The organism is Staphylococcus sp. GDX8P80P (genome assembly GCF_017893095.1).
Taxonomy (GTDB): Bacteria; Bacillota; Bacilli; order Staphylococcales; family Staphylococcaceae; genus Staphylococcus; species Staphylococcus borealis.
In genome coordinates this window covers 1-347 of sequence record NZ_JAESMI010000216.1, presented here as the reverse complement: position 1 = coordinate 347, position 347 = coordinate 1, and the positions used below count along the sequence as shown (strand labels likewise).

Below are 347 nucleotides of genomic sequence, written 5' to 3'. Positions count from 1 at the left end.
TGTCGATTAAATATTATGACACATTCCAAAGACTAAAAAACGAAGGTGTTCATGATTTAAATGTTGCAACCATTTTTACGTATCAAGCCAATGAAGACGCACAAGAAGATGATAATCATGTTCATTCAAGAGAAGTCCTCGACCGTATTATGAGTGATTATAATCAAACATTTAAAACGAACTATAATACGGATAATTTCGAAGGTTACTTTTCTGACGTATCTAAGCGTATGAAAGAAGTAGTTCGTGATGACAAAATTGATATTCTTATCGTTGTTAATATGTTTTTGACAGGCTTTGACAGTAAGAAATTGAATACCCTTTACGTCGATAAAAACTTGAAACAT

1 protein-coding gene is annotated in these 347 nt (G+C 31.7%); it reads left to right on the top strand.

All coding sequences use genetic code 11. The annotated features are described in order from the left end of the window. Positions 1–347: type I restriction endonuclease subunit R (locus tag KA858_RS12520; protein ID WP_210135842.1), on the top strand; the 347-nt coding region annotated here is incomplete at both ends.